Origin of the sequence: Paenibacillus sp. NEAU-GSW1, from assembly GCF_009737085.1 — a bacterium.
Classification (GTDB): Bacteria; Bacillota; Bacilli; order Paenibacillales; family Paenibacillaceae; genus Pristimantibacillus.
Genome location: NZ_WOVL01000005.1, coordinates 159,922 through 179,750 on the forward strand (window position 1 = coordinate 159,922; position 19,829 = coordinate 179,750).

The 19,829-nt window shown below is 51.4% G+C and carries 20 protein-coding genes; 18 read left to right on the forward strand and 2 right to left on the reverse strand.

Features of this window, described 5'->3' with window-relative positions; all coding sequences use genetic code 11:
• Positions 1 to 7: 7 nt before the first annotated feature.
• The 8 genes from GOM71_RS05085 (at position 8) to GOM71_RS05115 (ending at position 8,456) form a co-directional block, all read left to right on the forward strand.
• The gene (locus tag GOM71_RS05085; RefSeq protein WP_156278669.1) at positions 8 to 1,771 is read left to right on the forward strand and encodes a sensor histidine kinase; all 1,764 of its coding nucleotides are present in this window, start codon (positions 8 to 10) and stop codon (positions 1,769 to 1,771) included.
• On the forward strand, positions 1,768 to 2,766 hold the full coding sequence (locus GOM71_RS05090) for a substrate-binding domain-containing protein (protein WP_253944708.1): 999 nt from the start codon (positions 1,768 to 1,770) through the stop codon (positions 2,764 to 2,766). Before GOM71_RS05085 ends, GOM71_RS05090 begins: the two co-directional genes overlap by 4 nt.
• 349 nt (positions 2,767 to 3,115) lie before the next feature.
• On the forward strand, positions 3,116 to 3,253 hold the full coding sequence (locus GOM71_RS23730; RefSeq protein WP_173275228.1) for a hypothetical protein: 138 nt from the start codon (positions 3,116 to 3,118) through the stop codon (positions 3,251 to 3,253).
• Positions 3,246 to 4,739: a sugar ABC transporter ATP-binding protein gene (locus tag GOM71_RS05095; RefSeq protein ID WP_156278670.1), complete on the forward strand. Its 1,494-nt coding sequence runs from the start codon at positions 3,246 to 3,248 to the stop codon at positions 4,737 to 4,739. Before GOM71_RS23730 ends, GOM71_RS05095 begins: the two co-directional genes overlap by 8 nt.
• A 124-nt stretch (positions 4,740 to 4,863) precedes the next feature.
• Complete coding sequence (locus GOM71_RS05100) at positions 4,864 to 5,805, forward strand: ABC transporter permease (protein ID WP_253944717.1); 942 nt, start codon at positions 4,864 to 4,866, stop codon at positions 5,803 to 5,805.
• A 142-nt stretch (positions 5,806 to 5,947) separates the two neighbouring features.
• Positions 5,948 to 6,937 carry an ABC transporter substrate-binding protein gene (locus tag GOM71_RS05105; protein WP_156278672.1) on the forward strand — a complete coding sequence of 330 codons (990 nt, stop codon included), beginning with the start codon at positions 5,948 to 5,950 and terminating at the stop codon, positions 6,935 to 6,937.
• Positions 6,938 to 7,296: 359 nt separating this feature from the next.
• Positions 7,297 to 7,494, forward strand: a complete 198-nt coding sequence (locus GOM71_RS05110; RefSeq protein ID WP_156278673.1) for a hypothetical protein — start codon at positions 7,297 to 7,299, stop codon at positions 7,492 to 7,494.
• 95 nt (positions 7,495 to 7,589) lie between these two features.
• Positions 7,590 to 8,456 (forward strand): YitT family protein, encoded by an 867-nt coding sequence (locus GOM71_RS05115; protein WP_156278674.1) that lies wholly within the window; start codon positions 7,590 to 7,592, stop codon positions 8,454 to 8,456.
• 80 nt (positions 8,457 to 8,536) lie between these two features.
• Here GOM71_RS05115 and GOM71_RS05120 read toward each other — a convergent pair whose 3' ends face one another.
• Together GOM71_RS05120 and GOM71_RS05125 are read right to left on the reverse strand one after the other, a co-directional pair.
• The gene (locus tag GOM71_RS05120; protein WP_156278675.1) at positions 8,537 to 9,760 is read right to left on the reverse strand and encodes an SLC45 family MFS transporter; all 1,224 of its coding nucleotides are present in this window, start codon (positions 9,758 to 9,760) and stop codon (positions 8,537 to 8,539) included.
• Positions 9,761 to 9,790: 30 nt separating this feature from the next.
• Entirely contained in the window at positions 9,791 to 10,513 is a 723-nt protein-coding gene (locus tag GOM71_RS05125) for a glycerophosphodiester phosphodiesterase (protein WP_156278676.1), read from the reverse strand.
• A gap of 221 nt (positions 10,514 to 10,734) precedes the next feature.
• Here GOM71_RS05125 and GOM71_RS05130 point away from each other — a divergent pair, with 221 nt between their 5' ends.
• The 10 genes from GOM71_RS05130 to GOM71_RS23735 all read left to right on the forward strand — a co-directional run bounded on the left by GOM71_RS05130 (position 10,735) and on the right by GOM71_RS23735 (position 19,813).
• Positions 10,735 to 11,469, forward strand: a complete 735-nt coding sequence (locus GOM71_RS05130) for a GTP cyclohydrolase II (protein WP_483311023.1) — start codon at positions 10,735 to 10,737, stop codon at positions 11,467 to 11,469.
• Positions 11,470 to 11,552: 83 nt separating this feature from the next.
• The gene (locus tag GOM71_RS05135; RefSeq protein WP_156278678.1) at positions 11,553 to 11,894 is read left to right on the forward strand and encodes a hypothetical protein; all 342 of its coding nucleotides are present in this window, start codon (positions 11,553 to 11,555) and stop codon (positions 11,892 to 11,894) included.
• Between the two features lie 273 nt (positions 11,895 to 12,167).
• The gene (locus tag GOM71_RS05140; protein WP_156278679.1) at positions 12,168 to 12,617 is read left to right on the forward strand and encodes a hypothetical protein; all 450 of its coding nucleotides are present in this window, start codon (positions 12,168 to 12,170) and stop codon (positions 12,615 to 12,617) included.
• Entirely contained in the window at positions 12,610 to 12,858 is a 249-nt protein-coding gene (locus GOM71_RS05145) for a YqzN/YkzM domain-containing protein (RefSeq protein WP_156278680.1), read from the forward strand. Before GOM71_RS05140 ends, GOM71_RS05145 begins: the two co-directional genes overlap by 8 nt.
• A gap of 1 nt (position 12,859) precedes the next feature.
• The gene (locus GOM71_RS05150; protein ID WP_156278681.1) at positions 12,860 to 14,215 is read left to right on the forward strand and encodes a phage tail sheath family protein; all 1,356 of its coding nucleotides are present in this window, start codon (positions 12,860 to 12,862) and stop codon (positions 14,213 to 14,215) included.
• Between the two features lie 3 nt (positions 14,216 to 14,218).
• Positions 14,219 to 14,668, forward strand: a complete 450-nt coding sequence (locus GOM71_RS05155; protein ID WP_156278682.1) for a phage tail tube protein — start codon at positions 14,219 to 14,221, stop codon at positions 14,666 to 14,668.
• Between the two features lie 36 nt (positions 14,669 to 14,704).
• The gene (locus GOM71_RS05160) at positions 14,705 to 15,142 is read left to right on the forward strand and encodes a phage tail assembly chaperone (protein WP_156278683.1); all 438 of its coding nucleotides are present in this window, start codon (positions 14,705 to 14,707) and stop codon (positions 15,140 to 15,142) included.
• A gap of 216 nt (positions 15,143 to 15,358) precedes the next feature.
• Complete coding sequence (locus GOM71_RS05165; RefSeq protein WP_156278684.1) at positions 15,359 to 18,214, forward strand: phage tail protein; 2,856 nt, start codon at positions 15,359 to 15,361, stop codon at positions 18,212 to 18,214.
• A complete protein-coding gene (locus GOM71_RS05170; protein WP_156278685.1) occupies positions 18,204 to 18,854 on the forward strand; it encodes a LysM peptidoglycan-binding domain-containing protein in 651 nt (216 codons plus the stop codon). Before GOM71_RS05165 ends, GOM71_RS05170 begins: the two co-directional genes overlap by 11 nt.
• Positions 18,851 to 19,813, forward strand: a complete 963-nt coding sequence (locus tag GOM71_RS23735; RefSeq protein ID WP_173275231.1) for an XkdQ/YqbQ family protein — start codon at positions 18,851 to 18,853, stop codon at positions 19,811 to 19,813. The genes GOM71_RS05170 and GOM71_RS23735 overlap by 4 nt, the downstream gene beginning before the upstream one ends.
• Positions 19,814 to 19,829: the final 16 nt, after the last annotated feature.

A 19,829-nucleotide genomic window follows, 5' to 3' on the forward strand; every position in this document is an offset into this window, starting at 1 on the left:
CGCATTTATGGACATATTTAAATTTAAAAGCATTCAGACGAACATTGCGGCGGCGATCGCCTGCATTATTTTGCTAACGGGCACTTTGCTCGGCGTAATGTCGTATCAATTGTCAGCCGCATCCGTTCGCGAGACGGCTCAGGACTACACAGCGGAGCTGATCGGGCAAGTAAACGCAAATCTTCAAACCTACATTACGGGGATGGAAAACATTTCGCAGCTGGCGCTCAGCAACGAGGATGTTCGTTCTTTCGTTGCGACGGGGGAAGGCGCGCGTAAAGTATCGGACTATTTCCAATCGATTATCGTCTCCCGCAAAGACATTGCGTCGATTCATGTGTTCGGCTACAACGGCAAGTTCGTTTCCGACCGGATTGGCGCCGAGCTGAATCCAAACATGAACGTGAGGGAGCAGCCATGGTATGTGAACGCGCAAAATGCTTCCGGCCGCATCGTCGTCTCGTCCTCGCATGTGCAGCATCTGTTCCTGGACGAGTACGGCTGGGTCGTCTCGCTAAGCCGCGAGCTGTGGAGCAAAGATCAGAAGGAGCCGCTTGGCGTATTGCTTGTCGACTTGAACTTTAGCGTCATGAACGACATGCTGAACAGCATTGATCTAAGCAAGCGGGGCTACGTGTTTATCGTCGATGCGAGCGGCAACATCGTTTATCATCCGCAGCAGCAGCTTGTGTACAGCAATCTGAAGACGGAGATGATTGATGATGTGCTGCGGCAGGGAAGCGGCAGCTTCGAGACGGACGAGGGCGGCCAAAGCCGCATATATACCGTTCAAGATACGGGATTCGGCTGGAAAATCGTCGGGGTATCGTATACGGACGAATTGATTGCCGGGGAACGGCATATGCAGCTCTCTTTTATCGTCGCCGTTATTTGCTGTCTGCTCGTAGGATTGCTGCTCGCCTTCTTCATTTCCCGCAATTTGTCACGGCCGATCAAGCAGCTTCAAGAGCATATGAAGAAGGTGGAGAAAGGAATATTCAACCACAGGGTGCCGCTCGCCAACCCGAAGGAAATCGCCAGCCTTGCCCGCAGCTTCAACTTGATGGTCGTACGGATCGAAGAGCTGATGAACCAGGTTGTCATGGAGCAGGAGTTCAAGCGGAAAAGCGAGCTTACGGCGTTGCAAGCGCAAATTAATCCGCATTTTCTGTACAACACGCTGGATTCCATCATTTGGATGGCGGAGGGCAAAAAATCGGAAGAGGTGGTGCTGATGACGTCAGCGCTCGCCAAACTGTTCCGCGCGTCGATCAGCCGGGGGCAGGAGCTTGTGTCGATCCGCACGGAGATTGAGCATGTCGCCAACTATTTGACGATCCAAAAAATGCGCTACAAGGATAAGCTTGATTTTCAAATCGACGTCGATCCTGCCATTATGAGCTGCCGTACGTTAAAGGTGCTGCTGCAGCCTCTGCTTGAAAATGCAATCTATCACGGGATCAAGAACAAGGTCGGCATTGGCGAAATTACCGTTTCCGGAGGCCAGTCGGAGGACCATATTTGGTTCCAGGTAAGCGATAACGGCGTCGGGATGGACGGAGAGACGCTTCGCGCCATTCTAGAGCCGCGCAGCAGCGACCATGAGAGCAAAGGGGTCGGCGTTGTCAATGTGCATGAACGAATCCAACTGTACTTCGGCAAAGGGTACGGCTTGAGCTATGAAAGCAGCGCAGCAACGGGAACGACTGTGACGGTGCGGATTGCGCGGCTGCTGCCTCAGACGGATAAAGGGGAGGGACAAGCGATATGATGCGGAAGGCAAGATTTCCTTTGCCTGCTATTATTGCGCTGTTGGCTGTTGCGGCTTCAGCTATCGTGTACGGCGTGTTTCAATGGGCTGTCCATGATAAGCCGGATCATCCTCCACGTATTGTTGTATCCGTCAAAGCGACCGAGCAGATCGCCGGTTTTTGGAATGTGTTGATCGACGGCGTTAACGATGCGGCGGAGGAGTTCGGGGCTGAGGTGACGGTCATCGGACCGCCGCTTGAAAGCGAAATCGACGTTCAGGTGAAGCAGCTGGAGCAAGCGATTCAGCAGAAACCGGATGCGATTGTCCTGGCGGCGACCGATTATAACGGGTTGGTACCGATTGCGCAGCAAATTGTCAATGCCGGCATCAAGCTGATTACGGTCGATTCGGGTATTAACAGCGACGATGCGCTGAGCTTGATCGCGACGGACAATCTCGCGGCGGGGCGGAAAGCGGGCGATGAGCTGTCCAAGCTGCTGAAAGGCGAATCGAAAGTGGCGATTATCAGTTACATTTACGGCACGTCGACCCAGCTGGAGCGGGAGCAGGGCGTTCGCCAGCGGCTGGAGGAGGAAGCAAGATTTAATCTTGTCGGCACTTATTACAGCGAAGGGCTTGTTGAGAAGGCGTATACGATTACGAAGGAATTGCTTCGCAACAATCCCGACCTCGCAGGCATTGTCGGCTTGAATGAGCCGTCCACTGTCGGGGCGGGCAAAGCGATCAAGGAGCTGGGGATGGCAGGCAAGGTGAAGCTGGTCGGCTTCGACAGCTCGATTGACGAAGTGAAGCAGCTGGAGGAAGGCGTCATTCAGGCGACTGTAGTGCAGAAGCCGTACAACATGGGCTATTTGAGCGTGAAGAAAGCGCTGGAGGCAATAGACGGTCAAAAGCTGGACAAAAGGATTGACACCGATTCCGTCGTCATCGACAAGAACAATATGTATTCGGAGCAGAATCAGAAGCTGCTGTTCCCTTTTGTAGGCAAGTAGCGGATTAAGGGTAACGCCTGGCGCAGACGCAGATACAGATGCAAACGCAGGCGTAGGCGCAGAAAACAAGGCTAACCAACGCAAACCTGCAAAATTGCAGTTTTTTTCGAAGCTGGAGCGCATTTTGGAAGGAAACCTGTAAAAGTACATCTATTCCGCTGACAATTCGTTCAAAACAAATCGGAGGGCTTTAATAGCTGCACAATTGCAGGAATCTGAGCTGGATGTTCATTCTGTTGTCAAAAAGCCTGCACATTTGCAGGAATTCGATTCCATTCCTCCTCAAAAGCAACACTCGTTCCGCCTTATAGGCCGATGATGGCGATTTCCGCCATGATCGGCCTTTTTTGTGTCTTTTATCAATGAAGTGAAAGTTCGAATTGTACATTTTTCAACGATCCCGATACGATATTCGATTCTGCGCGGCCAAGGGCTGCTTTACAATGAGGGCATGCAGAAGCGAAGAGGTGAATACCGGCATGAGTGACGTGTTGATTCAAATGGAAGGCATCGATAAAGCGTTTCCCGGCGTGCAGGCGTTAAAAGATTGCCGTTTCGAGCTGCGCAGCGGCGAGGTTCATGCGCTGATGGGCGAGAACGGCGCCGGCAAATCGACATTAATGAAAGTGCTTACAGGCGTGTATCAGCGGGACGCCGGGACGATGACGCTGCGCGGCAGCGAGCTTGTCGTTCCGAATGCGAAAGCGGCGCAGGACAAAGGAATTGCGATTATTCATCAGGAGCTTAACCTCGCCCCGGACTTAACGGTGGCGCAAAATATTTTTATCGGCCGGGAGCCGCGCAAGCTTGGTTTTCTGCTTAACGAGAAGGAGCTAAACCGCAAGGTGGAGCAGCTGTTTCAAAGGCTGCGGCTAGATCTCGATCCGAACGAGCTGGTCGGAAATTTGACGGTTGCTAAGCAGCAGCTCGCAGAAATCGCCAAAGCGCTCTCCTACAATTCCGAAGTGCTCATTATGGATGAGCCGACGGCCGCGCTGAGCGATGCGGAAATCGAGGAACTGTTCGTCATCATCCGCGAGCTGCGGAGAAGCGGTGTCGGCATCGTGTACATTTCGCATCGGATGGATGAGCTGAAGCGGATTACCGATCGGGTTACGGTTATGCGCGACGGCAGTTATATCGGCACAGTTGCTACGGCGGAAGTAACAAACGAGCAGATTATCGCGATGATGGTCGGCAGAGAAATATACGATTCCTCAAAGCCGAAGCGGCGCGAAGGCAAGGGCGAACCGGTGCTCGAGGTAGAAGGCTTAAACCGCAAAGGCTTGAAAAATATTAGCTTCAAAGCGCACAAGGGAGAGATCGTCGGCTTTGCCGGGCTGATCGGCGCGGGAAGAACGGAAGTAGCTAGAGCTATTTTCGGCGCAGACCCGATTGATTCGGGCGAGATTCGCGTAAAAGGCCGGAAGCTGCGGCTGCGTGAGCCGCATGACGCGGTCAAGGCGGGCATCGGCTATTTGTCGGAGGACCGGAAGCGTTTCGGCTGCATCGTCGATATGGACGTGCAAATGAATGTGGCTGCTGCTTCCATGAGCAGTTTTACGAATAGGCTCGGTTGGATTAAAGAGAAGCGAATTGCTGAAGCGGCAGACAAAATGGTAGAGACATTGAAGGTCAAAACGCCGCATATTCGTCAGGAAGTGAAGTTCCTGTCCGGAGGCAATCAGCAGAAGATCGTTATCGGCAAGTGGCTGACCCGCGACTGCGACATTCTTATTTTTGATGAGCCGACCCGGGGCATCGATGTTGGAGCGAAGAGTGAAATCTATAAGCTGCTAAACGATTTGGCGGCGAGCGGCAAGACGATTCTCATGATCTCGTCGGAGTTGCCGGAAATATTGCGGATGAGCCATCGGGTTATCGTCATGTGCGAAGGCCGGATTACGGGAGAACTAGATCAGGATGAAGCGACGCAGGAACGCATTATGCATTTAGCTACGCTGCGGGGCTGAAGCAAAGAAATGCAAAAATAGGCTGCAACATGATGTGGAGGGATTACGCATGAATATTCAAAATCAGACGGAGGCGGCGGCAGGAGTAAGCAAACGGCCGATATTGCAAATCAAGCCCGGAGCTATGCAGCAGGTGTTTGCGTTCGCAAGCTTGGTCGTGCTGGTGCTCGCATTCTCGTTATCGTCGTCCAACTTTTTTCAATTCTCGAACATTGTCGGCATTTTGCTCTCGACGGCGGTTATTGGCGTCCTTGCGCTCGGCTCTACCTTTGTCATTATTACAGGAGGCATTGATCTTTCGGTCGGAACGGTAATGACGCTTAGCGCGGTAATGACAGGCGTCTTTATCACCTACTGGGGTTTGCCTGTTCCTCTTGGTATCCTTGGCGGCATCCTAACTGGCGCGATTTGCGGACTGATCTCAGGCGCCGTCATCTCCAAAATGAAAATCCCGCCGTTTATCGCCACGCTGGCGATGATGATGGTTGCGAAAGGGCTTGCGCTCGTTATTTCTGGAGCAAAGCCGATCTACTTCGACGAGAACACCGGCTATTCCAAGCTTGCGCTCGATTCTATCGTCGGTAAGATCATTCCGGGCTTTGATATTCCGAACGGCGTGCTTATCTTTTTTGCAGCAGCAATTGTTGGCGGCATTATTTTATCCAAAACGATCGTCGGCCGCTACAATTTTGCGCTCGGCAGCAACGAAGAAGCGACGCGTCTCTCCGGCATTAACGTGAACTATTGGAAAATCGTCATTTACACGTTAACGGGTGTATTTACCGGTCTTGCGGGCGTGCTTATGGCATCTCGGCTCAATTCCGCCCATCCGTCTCTCGGCGCCGGTTACGAGCTCGAAGCCATCGCCGCAGTTGTGCTTGGCGGAACTTCGCTTAGCGGCGGCAAGGGTACAATTATCGGCACTGTAATTGGCGCGCTGATTATGAGTGTACTGACGAACGGATTACGTATATTGTCAGTGCCGCAGGAGTGGCAGACGGTAGTCGTTGGTTTCGTTATCGTGCTTGCCGTGTACGCCGACATTTTGCGCCGCCGCAAAAAGTAGTTTTCATGTTTTCGGAATACCTTGCTTGCCTTGTCTTATAACGGTAGACCCGTTTGACCTGCCGGTCAGCCATGAAGCGCTGCCGTCGCTTGCCAGACGAATCTATAGATGAACTTTTACAAAAGACGAAGGGGAGATTTCGATGAAAAAGGTAACGTTATCGATGCTTGTTATGCTTCTTGGGCTTACGCTGCTCAGCGCATGCGGTTCAGAGAATGCGAAGAACGATGGAAACAAGGCTGCTTCCGCCGGCGGCGAAGAGAAAATTTACATTCCGATTATCTCCAAAGGGTTTCAGCATCAGTTCTGGCAAGCGGTAAAATCGGGCGCTGAGCAAGCGGCTAAAGAATTCGATGTCGAAATTACGTTCGAAGGACCGGAAACGGAATCGCAGGTAGATAAACAGATCGAAATGCTGCAAGCGGCATTGGACAAAAAGCCAAGCGCAATCGGCTTCGCCGCGCTCGACAGCAAAGCGTCGATTCCGCTTCTGCAAAAAGCGAAGGACGGCGGCATTCCGGTCATCGCCTTTGACTCCGGCGTAGACAGCGATATCCCAGTTGCGACCGCATCCACGGACAACTTGGCGGCAGCTGCTCTTGCCGCTGACAAAATGGCGGAGCTGATCGGCGGAGAAGGCGAAGTTGGCGTAATCGTTCATGACCAAACGAGCGTTACCGGCGTCCATCGCCGCGATGGTTTCGTAAACCGGATTAAAGAAAAGTATCCGAACATCAAAATCGTCGACATCCAGTATGGCGGCGGCGACCATTTGAAATCGACCGACCTTGCTAAAGCAATTATTCAAGCTCATCCGAACCTTAAAGGCTTTTTCGGCGCTAATGAAGGCTCGGCTATCGGCGTTATCAACGCAGTTACCGAGTTGAAAAAAGAAGGTCAAATTACGATCATCGGCTTTGACTCCGGCAAGCAGCAAATGGATGCGATCAAGAGCGGCAAAATGGCTGGCGCCATTACGCAAAATCCGGTCGGCATCGGCTATGAAACGGTCAAAGCGGCTGTTCAAGCGATTCGCGGCGAGAAACTGCAATCGACAATTGATACCGGATTCTACTGGTACGACAAAACGAATATCGACAGCGACCAGATTAAAGCGGTGCTGTACGAATAATAGCGGCAGCAAGCACCGAGCTTCGCCCAATTCAGGCGCCCCCTCACAGGAGGGGGTGTCTTTATGCTTTGTTAAGGTTTGGTTGCATCTTTCGGATTAACGAACCTTATTCGCTGATTAAAGAAGCCAGCTTCGCAAAAAAGTGCTGTATTGCTAGTTATAGACTGCACGCCATCGAACAGCGAATCTAGTTTCGTTATCCGAGAACTACCATTCGCTATTTGCGTCAACAGTTTCGCTATCCTCTACTTCTTGGCTGATCTCGGCCAGATCAGCGAAATTTGCTTCTTTAATCAGCGAATTAGCTTCGTTAAGAAGCTGCAGGGTTTACATAAGCGATATGTAGAGATTGACAGTTTATGCAGGGAGAAAATGACGACTGGATCGACCCGGAAGTGCTCGAAAGGTTTAATGATCTTGCCGGAAATGTAACGGGAAAATCGCTTGTCATGGCACCGCTCGGACAAGACTGTCTAATCGCATATTTAAATGAACAGCAGCGCCGCGAAATCAACCGATTTGTGAAGCACAAGTTTGAATCGCAGGCGGGCAGCTAACCCCCAGCCTTCGATTACGCTGGGCAAATTGGCTTCCGCTTTTTGAAAAATGACCGTATGTGTGCTAGGCTTAAAAGAAAACGACGGAGGTATTCATGGCAAAAGAACATCGCAAAATGGCGCCGCTGGAGCTTTTAAAACGCATCCTGTTCATTACAATCGGCGCGGTTCTAATGGGCGTGGCGCTCGAGCTGTTTCTCGTCAACAACGAAGTCATCGACGGAGGCATTACAGGCTTATCCATCATGGCATCGGCATTGACGCATTTACCGCTCGGACTTTTCATTATTTTATTCAACCTGCCTTTCTTGTTTATCGGCTTTAAACAGATCGGCAAGACGTTCGCCTTTTCGACGCTGTACGGCATCGTCGTCATGTCGGCAACGACGCAGCTGCTGCATCATGTGGATCCGTTTACCGAGGAGAAGCTGCTCGCCGTTCTGTTCGGCGGCATCATTCTAGGGGCAGGGGTCGGACTTGTCATTCGTTACGGCGGCTCGCTTGACGGTACGGAAATCGTCGCGATTCTTGCCGCTAAAAAGTTTGGCATGCCTGTCGGTCAGATCATTATGATCGTCAACGTGTTTATTTTTGTTTTGGCAGGCTTCGTCTTCCAATGGGATTCGGCTATGTATTCGATGGTTACATACTACTTGGCAACCAAAGTGATGGATATCGTTGTCGAAGGTATCGAGGAATCGAAGTCGGTAACGATCATCTCGCATTCGTACGAGGAAATTTCCGAGACGATTATGACTCGCCTTGGACGCAGCACGACTTACATTCAAGCGCGAGGCGGCTATTCCCGCGAGGAAACGCAAATGGTTTATTGCGTCGTCAGCCGTCTTGAAGTGGCGAAACTGAAAGCGATCGTGCAAGAAATCGATCCGAAGGCGTTCATTGCGATCGAGCATGTATCGGACGTGCTTGGCGGCAATTTTGCGAAGAAGGAAATTCATTAATTGAATTGAGCATAGAGACAGAAAACCTCCGCAGTCGGCTGAAAGGCTGAAAGCGGAGGTTTTGTTATTGCGTTGTCGGATTAGGAAGTAACGTTAGACTTGGCCGGCAGCGCGCCTGTGCCGCTTCCTGCAGAAAGGCCTTTATCATTGACGCCAAGCAGCATGACAAGCGCAATGACCATGCCGCCCGCAGCCGTATAGAACAGAACCGAATAGTCAAACATGTCGATCAGATTGCCCATCAGCGGCGGTGAAGCGATAGCGGCAAGCGACGAAACGAGATAGTACATGCCGGTGCGCGTGCCGATGCTCTTTTCTTTGCCGAGGCCGATGACAAAAGGATAGGAGTTAATATTGATGAGCGCCCAGCAAACGCCTCCGGCAACTAGCAGCAAACGGAGCGGCAGCAGCGTCTCAACGAAGGTAATGGCGGCAAACACAAGCGCTATGCCGATGACCCCGATAAGGATGATGCGCTTCTTGCCGAAACGGTGTCCAAGCCAGCCAGCCGGAATTGCCGTTAAGACGAACATTAACGAATAGAAGGCCAAGGAGAAGGAAGCGTCGCTTTCTTCAAGTCCAAGGTGATGCTTGCCGTAAAGCGTAAATAACGCCTCGACGCCCTGGTAAGAGAAAAACCAGAAGAAAACGGCAGCTAGCAAAAAGATCGTCGGCCGATTCCATTCTCCTTTAAACGAAAAAGATGTTTTCTCAGAAGCGGATGCAGGCGAAGCATAAGCGATAGCATCGCGCTTCTCTTTGATCGACTTGATCAGAATGAAGAGGCAGATCAGCGTAATAACGGATGCGGCGAGAAATGGCAGCGACGGATGCGCCTTGTACAGAAAGGAGCCTGCACCGAAAGCGAGTATCGAGCCGACGCCGCCGAGAAAGTTAATAATGCCGTTTGCTTTGGTGCGCCGTTCATCCGGCGTAATGTCAGGCATAAGCGCGACGGTCGGCGAACGGTACAAGCTCATGGACAGGTTCATCAGCACCATGAACAGAATGAGAGTGAGCAGGCTGGTGTACAACGGGATAAGGGCGCTGAACAGCGCCGCAAGCGGCATCCCGATAAGCAAGTAAGGCATTCTTTTGCCGAAGCGGGTGTCAGTCCGATCGCTGCGGCTGCCGATCCAAGGCTGCAGAAACAGGGCGAAGTAATTGTCGATCGTCATCATAAAACCAATAACGGCAGTGCTCTTCAAAAAATTGTCGAGAAAAAACGGCACAAAAGCATTGTAAAGCGCCCATGTAATGCTGATGCTGAAAAAGCCGAATGCCAATAGCCATGTCTTTTTCATCCGTTAACTTTCAGCCCCTCTCCTTAAATCTTACAATAACGCGTGCAAGCGGTCCGGATAGTCGGTAATGATTCCGGCGACGCCCGCATCGATGAGACGCTTCATTTCATTCGGATCGTTTACAGTAAACGGATTGTAAATGACGCCTTCGGCTTTGGCTGAGGCAACCCAATCCGGCAGAACAGCATAATACGGAGCGTGCAGAGCGGAAGCTCCGATTGATTGCGCATATTTCCACGGCTCGTAAAGCCCTTCCATATATAAAATGCCTGTGGCGATTTCCGGCGCCAGTCGATTGGCTTCTGCAAGCGAATAGTGGTTGAAGCTCGATAGAATGACACGCTCGGTCATTTGATAGCGGCGAACGGACTCTATTACTTTGGCTTCGAGCTGCGGGTATTGCACGAATCCGTTTTTCAGCTCGATGTTGACGATGGTGTTTGTGTCCTTTACAAGCTCGAGAAGCTGTTCCAGTGTCGGCACGCGCTCGCCTGCGAACTCGGAGCCAAACCAACTGCCCGCATCAAGCTGTTTCACTTCGCTGTAATCGACGCTTGCTACAAGAGCATCCAAACCGGCTGTCCGTGTCAGTTTTTCGTCATGAATCAAGACGAGAGTGCCGTCTTTCGTCATTTGCACATCTGTTTCAATACCGGTTGCTCCAAGCTCCAGTCCTTTCGAGAACGCCGCCATCGTATTTTCCGGGCAGCAGCCGGACGCCCCGCGGTGCGCGAAATTAACAATATTTGCCATTTACGTTCTTCCTCTCTTATTCGGATCAATTATGGAGGCGGCAAGAGCGCCAATAGCTGTAAGCATAGCATCCATTTGTAAACAGTGTATCATGGCAAACGCTTTCGTAAAATACAACTTTTTCGCTTTTGATGATGTGTATCAGCGGCTGGAGGGATAGCAAACGCAGGCGCTGCGCAACATAGCCTTTATAGGTTAACGTTGGAAAGGCGGGAATTATGATGGAGCAGAAGGTCGTATCTATTCTGGAGGATAAAATAAAGCATATCAGCAGCAATTCGGGCGAAATTTATTTGGTCGGACCGATCAAGCTGCCGATTCATCTGGGCGAGGAGACGGCTATTTTTCAATGGTATTGCTGGCTGCTTTGCAAAGAGGATCTTCATGACATCGAGGGGATTATTCATAAGCTGTCGGCCGTCAATCTGGCGGAAATGCAGCAATCGAGCGTTCTTGTCTACGGCGACTTCGAGCACGCGGACGATGCATTTATCCGTATGCACAGCATATGCCATACCGGAGATATTTTTGGCAGCAAGCGCTGCGATTGCGGATTCCAGCTTCATCAATCGCTCCAAATGATCGTATCCCACGGCGCGGGCGCGTTGTTTTATTTGGCCAATCATGAGGGGCGGGGCATTGGCTTGTTCAGCAAAGCGATGGCATATTTGCTTCAAGAGGACGGCTACGATACGGTCGAGGCGAATTTGAACCTTGGTTTTGTCGACGACGCGCGCAATTACGGCGATGCGATACGGGTGCTGCGATCGCTTAGGGAAAAGCAGGTCAAGCTCATTACCAACAATCCGAAAAAGCTGGATGCTCTGCGCTCTGCAGGACTTGAGGTAGCGGATCGAATTCCGCTATGGGGCGACGTATCGGAATATAATGAGAAATATTTGCAAACGAAGGTTAATCGTTCGGGCCATTTGCTAAGCGGCTGTCCGGAGCAATGAATAGGCAGGTAGGTCTTAGGATCTCTTCACAAATCTTATTTTTTTGGTAATATAAGTATTACCTTAAAATGGATGGTGATGAAATGTTGCTGCAATCGAAGGTCGTCTCTGACGAAGAGCGCCTGAAGGTCAAGCAGCTGCTTAAGGCTTACCCGTCAATGAAAGCGGCGGTCGATATTTCCGTGTGGGACCATAGGGCTGATCATCTTGTCGAATATGCCGGAAAATGCAAAGCGATCGAGCGGGCGCTAGAGGCACTGCCTTATGAAGGGAAGGAAATATTGACGAAATGTTTTTTTGAGCAGAGAAAAGACAAACATATTTACGAGTTTATATTGAAAATACCGAAAAGTACTTATGATTTTTACAAAGCCCGCGCAATAAGCACGATGTCTAGGATATTGAAAGCGGCCAACATGCTCTAGTCCAACAACGCTGCTGTACATTCGAATATAGCAAGTCCCGAAAGCTTCCGCAGAGGAAGCTTTTTTTAATTTGGAGCAAACGGGTGAAACCAGCGGCAACACATTGGGCCGATTTTAGGCTTTTTTAATGCGAAATTAGTATTTAATTCGTACGCGGCTTGTACCGAACATAGGCCGATTTCGCATTACACTGAAACAGAGCTTTCAGGAAGAGCCATCCGGAATCGGGTGGCTTTTATGCTTTGAATAAATCGGGAGCAAGGAGATGATCATGTGTTCCCCGACATTGAATCGATCGCGGCCTTCTGCGGGGGGCTGATTGGCGCGGAGCTGTATATCGGCGATATTCCCGAACAGAAGACGATCCCGGCCATCGCATTTCCGCCGCCGCGCATCGTAGACAGTCCGGGCAACCTGGCTTCTTTCCGCAAGACGTATACGCTTATCGTGAAAATTTTTGATGAATCGGACAGCAAGGCTTTTGCAATGGCGGAGACGATCGCGGACGGGATCCGCTATCCGCGTTACCGCATACCGGAGCTTGATGAATCGGGAACGGCAACGGGCTCTTTTATCCGGATCGATCAAATGGATTTGCAAATGGCCGGGACAGGAGAAGCGCAGCTGACGCTCGTGTGGACCCGCCAGGACAACTACGAACGCGAAACCTATGAAAAAATTAAAAGGCTTACGATTGCCGAAAGGGTGAAGAACGATGCCTAAAGCAAAAAAAGCAGACATACAGCCGTTGCCGGAAAAGGTTGAAACGACGACAGAAGCGCAAGAAACGAAGGAGCAGGAAACGCGTTATTCCGCAGACAGCCTGCGCCGCAATGCTCGGCACTTATTCCATGTCAATCCTGAAGTCGTCGACGGCGCTTTGTACGGTGCGGACGGCGAAGCATTCACAATTACAGAAGTAAAAACGTTAATTACCGCTTATTTGCAAAGGGAGGTTCGTTAGGATGGCAGGAGGAACATGGATTCAAGGGGTAGAGAAGGTACGGCCGGGACTTTATATGAATTTCAAAATCGCGGCGCTTGAGCGGATCAAATCCGGGGATCGCGGAACGGTAACGATGCCGCTGGCGCTGAGCTGGGGCGAATCGCGCAAGTTTTTGCGGATCGAGAAAGACAGCGACGTGCTCGAGCTGCTTGGCTACGACATTAATGACCCGCAAGTAACGAAAGTGCGGGAAGCGAAGAAGCGGGCAAAAACGCTGCTCATCTACAGGCTGAACGACGGCGATAAAGCGAAGGTTACGATCGGAGCGGATGCAAATGCAACGGTCGTTACGGCGCTCCATGCCGGCAAGCGCGGAAACGATATTTCGATTACGTCCGAGGAAGATCCGTCCAGTGAAGGGAAAAAACTGGTTAAAACGCTCGTCAGCGGACGGGTGGTTCACCAGCAGATCGTTGGTTCGGCGGCTGATTTGCAACCGAATGCCTGGGTTTCGTTTGCCGGTACGGGCAGCGTAGAGAAGTCGGCGGGATCGCCGCTTACAGGCGGCAAGGACAACGAAGTGAAGGGCGAGGACCATACCGAATATTTGGAAGCGACGGAAACGCAGCATTTTGAAGTCATCGCTTATCCGTTTGAGGATTCCAGCTTGAAAATTTCGTTTGTTTCGTTCATCAAACGGATGCGCGAAGAGGAAGGCAAAAAAATTCAAGGCGTTATTGCCGGCCTCTTTAAGGACGGCGCCTTCTCGAAGATTGCCGATTATGAAGGCATCGTCTGCGTCGGCAACGGCGTCACTCTGCTGGACGGAACCGTGCTTAACGCAACGGATGCGGTCGCTTGGGTCGCAGGCGCAACGGCAGGCGCTTCGATTATCCAGTCGAATACATACAGCGCTTATGAAGGCGCGGCTGACGCCAATCCGAGGCTGAAGAACAGCCAAGTCATCGACGCGCTCAAGAAGGGCCAATTCGTATTCGTCCATGACGGCGTTAAGGTGAAGGTTGAGCAGGATATCAATTCGCTCGTTTCCTACTCGCAAACGCGCAACGGACGTTTCTCGAAAAACCGCGTTGTACGCGTGCTGGACGCCATTGCCAACGATTTCGCGCGCGTGGCAAATGATAGCTATATCGGCAAAATCGACAATAATGCGGACGGCCACGCCTTGCTGAAAGCGGCAGCCAACCAATATTTGCGTGATCTGCAGGATGCGGGCGCGATTCAGAACGTAGATTTCATTAAAGATTTCGAGATCGATCCGATCCGCTCGGTCGGCGACGAAGTATACGTCAATCTCGGCATTCAGCCGGTTGACAGCATGGAGAAATTTTTCTTTACGGTGGAGGTGCGATAATCAATGGCTAAATTTCGCGGCGACAATACGATTAACGGACGGGAAGCAAGACTGTTTATCGACAGCGAGGAAATCGGCTACGCCAAGTCGTTCGAAGCGACGATCGAGAAAAATAAAGTCGACGTGGCGATTCTCGGCAATCGCTGGCTTAGCAAGAAGACAACCAGCTTAAGCGGTACGGGAACACTCACCTTGTACAAAGTAACGTCCAAATTTTCGAAAATGATGCTGGAATATTCGACTAGCGGCAAAGACGTATATTTCACGCTGCAAGGCGTGCTCGACGATCCTGGCTCCGGGCGCGGAACGGAGCGGGTCAATCTGCTCAACTGCAATATCGATTCGGTCAAAATCAGCCAGTTCAGCGTCGAGGCGGAAGTGCTGGAGGAGGAAATTCCGTTTACATTTGAGGGTGCGGAAATTCCGAATTCGCTCAAGGACAGCTTTGAATAAGCGTTACATTCAATCCACTACAAGGAGGAATAAACAATGACAACGGCTACTAGATCGATGGATATGTTTATGAAAGGCAAAGCGAAGCAGGCGGTAACGGAGGAGGTCATCGTCTCTAAGCGATATGTGGACGAGGACGGCAATACGATCCCGTTTGTGCTTAAAGCGGTAGATACGAAGCGGATTGAGGATTTGCAGGATGAGTGCACGGTGCCGCAGTTCAAAAAAGGAAAAAAGGTAGGCGAGGAGATCGACTGGAAACGGTTTGCTTGCAGGCTGGCAGTCGAGACGACCGTGTTTCCAAACTTCCGCGACGCCGAGCTGCTGAGCAGCTACGGACTCGTTGACCCTTGCGATCTCGTTAAGGAAATTTTGAACGTCGGCGGGGAGTATGCCGAGCTTATTCAAGCGGTGCAGCGCGTTAACGGCTTTGATACCGATTTTGAAGAGCTGGTGGAAGAAGCAAAAAACTAATTAACAGTGGCGATTACCATGCGCTCGTCTCTCATCGGATATGGCAAAAGCATCATTTGGCCCCGCAAGAGCTTTGGGCAATGGATGATTACCACAAAGCGTTTATCTATGCTTCTGAATTTGTCGAAATGGATGCCGAGCGAAAAGCGGAGCGCGCGCAAAAGCGGAAGTAGGCTTGGAGAATTCGGATGTAAGCAAGGAAGAGGGTGACCTCGTATGGCGGCTGCAAATACCGCAGCAAATGTAGCCAAAGGTTATGCCGTTAAGAAAAGCAGCGATAAATACGCTTTAGTCACGAATGGAGGCAAGGGGTTTTCCAAAAAAGGCATCGGGAAGCAATCGATGAAGGGCATGTTTGGGAAACTGGATAAATCCTCAATGAAAGTGAAGAAGGCAGGCGCGGCCGAAAGCAAGAAAGAGCCGTCTTTCATGGAGAAGCTGAAAGGCAATATGAAAGGGATTCAAGAAAAGGTCGGCGGCGTCGGCGAGAAGATTGCCGGCAACATCAAAGGTATTCAGGAAATATTCGGCGGTGCCGGAGAGGCGTTAAAAAGCTTTGGATCTTCGACCGTCGTTGCCGCCGCCGATCTGGAAACGAGTAAAATCGGTTTCGACTTTGCCATGAGCAAGCTGCAAGGCCAAGGCGGCGGAGGCAAGGGCAAGGGGAAGAAAGGGCCTGCCAGCGCGCAAGATCTGGAGAAGAAATTCGCCGATTATTGGACGGCATTGCGCGACAATGCCCAGAATACAGCCTTCTCGGCGGATCAGGTGCTGGAAGGCGGAATGTCGGCGGTCAAGCTGACGAAGGGCGATACAGGCAAAGCGATGCAGCTCGTCAAGCTGGCGGAGGATATGGCCGGCTTTAATCCGGGCAAGTCGGTAGCCGAAGCGATGGAAGCAATTGAGGCCGCCAATTCGAAGGATTACAAGAAGCTGGAGGCATTCGGTTTCGAATTCAAGAAGGGCAGCTGGGATAAGTTTCTGAAAGATGCAGGCACCTGGTTCCAGGGCGGGGGTGAGAAGCTGAACAAATCCGCCAACGGCATGTGGGAAATTGTGACGGAAGGGCTTAAGGGCTCGCTGCAGAACGCCGGAGTGGCTGCACTGGAGCAGGTAAAGCCAATTATGCAGCGGCTGGTCACCTGGCTGACGAGCGGCGGTTTTAAGAAGCTGGAAAACATCGCGGCGAAGACCGTCGATGTGTTCGTCAAATGCTTCTTATGGATGATGGATGTCATCGGCCCGGTATTCGGCTGGCTGGAGAAGGCGCTCGACTGGGTCGGGGCCAACTTTGAGACCTTAAAGCCGATTCTGAACGGGCTGATCGCCGCATTCGCCGCATTCGCGGTTATATCAACCGTCATGTCGATTATATCGGGCATTGGAGCCGCTATTGGCCTGTTGACGAATCCGATCTTCTGGATCGTCGCCGCGATCGGTCTGCTGACCGCGGCATGGACAGGCAATTGGTTCGGCATTCAAGACAAGACCAAAGCAGCCGTCGCTTGGATCGTTGCTTCTTATCAATCGCTCGCGCAAGAGATCGAATGGTTTATTGCGGATACCAAGCAGTTTTTTACCGATTTGGCCGGTTGGATGAAAGAGGTTTGGAGCGGTATCGCAGCGGTTACGACGGAGCTGGCGGGCCGTATCTGGCAAGGGGTAAGCGCCGCTTTTCAATACGTTTGGTCCATCGTTACCGGCTATATGACGCGAGTCTTTACGTTCTATAAGCTGATATGGGACGGCATGGCTGCTATCGTGACCGGTATCGGATCGTTTATTGCGAATACGGTCCAATCCGCTTTCGATACGATCAGCGGCATCGTGTCCGCAGCTTTCGATACGATAGTCGGCATCGGAAAGGCCGGCATGGAAATGCTGCGCGGTATTTTCAAAGGCGTATGGCAGGGGGCGGCAGGCGACCACAAGGGTGCTTTGATAACGATCAAAAACGCCATTATGGGCGCCGTCGGCAAGATCGGCGCGTTGTTGGACGGCTTTGCCTCTACAGCATTCAATTATGCGCGTAATTTCATTATCGGCTACGCCGGCGGTTTGATCGGCTTATTCCAGACGGTCAGAGATGCGGTTATGCCGGTATGGAATTACATTACGGCCACATGGGACGAAATTTCGACGTTTGTCGTTACGACCGGCAAGCGGATTCAGGATTGGGCAAGAACCGCTTGGGGAGAGTTCGCCGCGTACATGCAAGGCGTCGGCAGAGCCATCTCCGACGGCTTTATGAATGCGATGACGGCGGTGGGCCAAGCGATTCAAACGGGGCTTGGCTATATCTGGACAGGATTAGGCGCGATATGGACGTATGTTGAAGGTATCCTGTCGGCGATCGGAACCTTTTTCGTCACGACGTTTAATCAGGTCTCGACAGCAGTCGGAACCGCGTTATCGGATATGTACAAATGGGGCGCAGACACGCTCAATGCCATCGGCGGCGTCTTTACTACGGCATTTACCGGAATCAACGAATTTATTGCGTTGATCTGGGGCATCATCGCCGGAACGTTTTTCTGGGGCGCCCGCATCGTTTACGACGTCTTGAACGGTATCGCGCAATATGCGATGACATTCGCCACTCAGTTCATGGACGGCCTCATTCAAGGGTTCCAAAGTATGTATGGAACGCTTATGCAGACGGTTCAGCAAATATGGGATTCGATTAGAAATATTTTCGGCAGCGCATCTGCGACGGTAAACATGAATGTGCAGCCGATTAACGGCAGTCATAAAACAGGGCTTAACAGCGTGCCGTTCAACGGCTATATTGCCGAGCTTCATCAAGGGGAAATGGTGCTTACCTCCGAGCAGGCAAGCCGTTACCGGAACGGGCAATTGAGCGGCGAGCAGCGTTCGTCCATGCTGCAGCCTTACGGCGGAGCAGGAGGAACGTCCGGCCCTGTCGACCAATCCAAATCGGTAGCAATCGCGAACTTGATCGGAGAGATGCATGTGCATGACGAAGCCGATGAGAACCGGTTTATTGACAAGCTAAAGCGGATGCTGGAGGAGGATTTGCTGACGGAAGGAGAAGGCGTCTATGCCGGTTGAGTTCTGGTTCACCTTTAACAACGGAGCGGAGTCGCTTTGGCTGCCCGTCAATCCTTCTGAATTGAAAGTGTCGGCAGGCTCGGCCAACGAGACGGTGTCGGTGCAAAAGCTGGGACAAATTACGGTCATCCAGGATCCGGTTCTGAGAACATACGAATTCGCCTCCCATTTTCCGAAGCATTACGGCCCGTATTGCTCCTATGTCAATATTAAGCCGCCGATGAAAGGAATCGAACAGCTCGAGAAATGGAAGAACAGCGGCTATCCTGTCCAATTTGTCGTCATTCATTCGGAGGAAGAGAAGATGACTCTTCCGGTCACGATCGAATCGTTGTCCTACCGGGAAATGGCAGGCGATGTCGGAAGCATCTATTACGAGCTTTCGTTGCGGGAATTCAAATATACGAAGCCTCGCGTCATTGAGACGAAGAAGGAAAACGGGCAGACGGTAGCGGAAATCAGCAACAAAGGGCAGCGGCCGGATCAAAGCGTGAAGCCGAAGTCGTATACGGTAAAAACCGGGGATTCGCTATGGGCCATTCAGATGAGAGTCGGCGTGCCGTATGAAAAGATAGCGGCGGCCAACGGTATTAAACCGCCTTATACGATTTATCCGAATCAAGTGCTGGTGATTCCATGATTCAAGTAATGACCGTTACAGACGGGCAAATGAACGATATAACGGCGCTGGTAGAAAGCGCGGAATGGTCGGGGACGGCGCAAAAAGCGATTCGCAAGCTTACGGTCAGCCTGGTGCATGCCAAAGAAGGCGATATCGCGCCGGCAAAGGTGGAAAACGGCAGCGGTATCGTACTTCGTTTCGGCGAGGAAGAACTGTTTCGCGGCATCGTATTCAATGCGGAGTATAAGCCGGGAAAGCTCAGCTTAACCGCCTACGATCAACTGATTTACTTGACGAACAACAAAGATTCCTATGTGTTCAAAAGCATGAAAGCGTCGGCGTTGCTGAACAAGCTTTGCACCGACTTTTCGATTCCGGCCGGAACGATAGAGGATACGACCCACGTCATCTCGCATATGGTATGCGACGAAGAAACGCTGTTCGATATGGTGAAGAAAGCGCTCGATATTACGTACAAAAATATTGGCGAGCGCTTTTCCCTTTTTTCGAAGGAGGGGAAGGTGCAGCTCGTGCCTTTTAAGAAAAACAGCCGGAAATGGATGATCGAGACTGGCATGAATTTGATCGATTATTCGTACGGCGAATCGATTGACAAGACGGTAACGAAAGTGAAGCTGCAGGGCAGCGACGGAAAACAGACGGTTATCGCTACGGCTGAGAATAAATCGTTGCAGAAGCAATTCGGCGTCCTCCAGCATTACGAGAAAATAAAGGATAAGTCGAATCGGGCGCAGCTGCAAGATGCGGCTAACATGATGCTGGCCGAGAACGGCAAAGTGAAGAAGACGCTTAGGCTTGATGAGGTGCTTGGCATTACAGAGGTGGTGGCCGGGACGACGATCATCGTCAAAGTGCCGGAGCTCGGCATTGAGCAGACTTATGCGGTCGAGGAGGATACGCATCAATTTAGCGGGCGCTATCATAAAATGTCGCTCGCGCTTTCCGAGATGTCCTGATCGTAAAAGCCTTTTG